The sequence below is a fragment of the Pseudoalteromonas sp. TB64 genome, assembly GCF_000498095.1.
Taxonomy (GTDB): domain Bacteria; phylum Pseudomonadota; class Gammaproteobacteria; order Enterobacterales; family Alteromonadaceae; genus Pseudoalteromonas.
Genome location: NZ_AUTQ01000214.1, coordinates 1 through 2,181, shown reverse-complemented (window position 1 = coordinate 2,181; position 2,181 = coordinate 1). Strand labels below are relative to the sequence as shown.

2 protein-coding genes are annotated in these 2,181 nt (G+C 45.0%); both read left to right on the top strand.

Annotated elements, in window-relative coordinates; translation table 11 throughout:
- A partial coding sequence (locus tag L647_RS1000000125050; protein WP_173399994.1) for an Ig-like domain-containing protein occupies positions 1-583 on the top strand: 583 nt, incomplete at its 5' end.
- A gap of 29 nt (positions 584-612) precedes the next feature.
- On the top strand, positions 613-2,181 hold a 1,569-nt coding region (locus L647_RS01000000124520), incomplete at its 3' end, for an Ig-like domain-containing protein (protein WP_173399993.1).

Here is a 2,181-nt window from a genome sequence, read left to right as displayed (position 1 = left end):
GGGCGAGCCAGCAGGCACGGTTGTTACTATTACCGTGACTGATGACGCTGGGAACGAACAAATAATTACGACAGAAGTGCTCGCTGATGGCACATTTAGTGCTGATGTACCAAATGAGCTAAGTGAAGGCGAATACAGCGTAGACGTATCAGTAACCGACTCCGCTGGTAATGAAACCACAACTACCACGACTGGCGAAGTTGATACCTCAGCACCGACCATCACGATAGATGCACTCGCTGATGGCAACGACACCACACCGACTATTTCAGGCACTGCGATCGGTGAGACAGCAGGTACAATCGTGACTATTACAGTCACAGATGCAGCAGGTACACCACAAACAATTACTACTGAAGTATTAGCTGATGGTACGTTTAGTGCTGATGTACTGAACGAATTGAGCGAAGGCGAATACAGCGTAGATGTATCAGTAACAGACTCCGCTAGTAATGAAAGTACAGAGTCAGCAACCGGTACAATTGATACATCAGCACCGATAGTGACTATTAATTCACTCGCCGATACTAGCGATACCACACCAATAATNCAGGTGAGCCAGCTGGAACAACAGTTACTTTAACTGTTACTGATACGAACGGTATACCTCAAGTGATATTCACGCAAACTATTGCAGACGGAAGTTGGTCTGTGGAAATACCTGCTGCATTAGCTGAGGGGGGTTATACAGTAAATGCAAGTGCAACAGATGCTGTTGGTAATGAAGGTTCTGTAAGTGCTTCTGGCACAATTGATACAAGTGCGTTAGCTATAGCCATCGATGTGATTGGCGAAACAAATAATCAAACGCCTAAAATAAATGGTGATACGTTTAATGTGCAAGAAGGCTCGCAAGTTACAGTGGAGATCACTGACTCAACAGGGCAAATATTTACTTTAACCACTAATGTTGATGCTAACGGAGAATGGAGTGTCACACCCAATGAAGATCTTGCTGAAGGTACAATTATAATTAATGCAACCGTTACTGATTTAGGTGGTGGAACTGCAATAGCGCAGCTTGATGCCTTCATTGATATAACGCCGCCAACAATACAAATCAGTGAGTTAGAGCCAAGTAATGATTTAACTCCCGTTATTTCTGGAAGTACAACGGATGTAGTGACAGGAGAAGTTATTAGCTTAACTGTTACTGATGGGCAAGGGGTAATACGTACATTTACAACAACGGTAGATAATGCTGGAAATTGGAGTTTAGAACTACCTCAAGAAATCGCATCTGGTGATTACTCAGTATTAGCTGAAGTGTCTGATGTAGCAGGAAATAGCGCTACAGATACAGCACAAGGAACGATAGATACTACCGGACCACAATTAACAGTGAATTTTGATGAAGTAACTAATGACTCAACACCAACAATATCAGGTACCAGCGATGCAGAGTTAGGCACGAGTATCATTGTTGTTATTACAGATGAAGATGGCGTTGAACAAACTTTAATCACAGCTGTAGATGCAAATGGTAATTGGGAAGTAACCCCTCAAACAGAGCTAAGCGAAGGTGAAAATACAATACAAGTTAGTGTTTCCGATGAAGCTGGAAACACAACAACAGTTACAGATACGATTACTTTGGACACGCAAGCGCCAACCTTAACCATTCAAAATGTAGGCGATGTCAGCGACTTAACACCAGAGCTGCAAGGCACCAGTAATGAAATTGGTGGCACCGTTACACTCACCATCACCGACAGCGAAGGCATCAATCAAACCCTTAGCACCGTTGTAGGCAGCGATGGTCACTGGGCAATCGAAGTATCGACAGCCCTTGCGCAAGGCGAGTTTAGCGTTGTTGCCAGCATTACCGATGCCGCAGGCAACGAGAGCACCGCAAACAGCAGTGGTAATGTGGATACTATTACGCCAATAGTCACCGTTGATGCACTGGGTTTGGGTAACGACAGCACTCCGGTGATTAGTGGTACCTCAACAGAGCCTACAGGCACGGTTATAAACATTATTATTACCGACAGCAACGGTGATGAACACCCAATCACCGCCACCGTCGATGCAAACGGCGATTGGCAAGCAACCAGCCTTGAATTACCAGATGGCAACTACACCGTGCAAGCCAGTATCACCGATGATGCAGGCAACACCGGCGGCGCTACACAAACAGGCAACTTAGATACCTTAGCACCGACATTAACACTGGATACC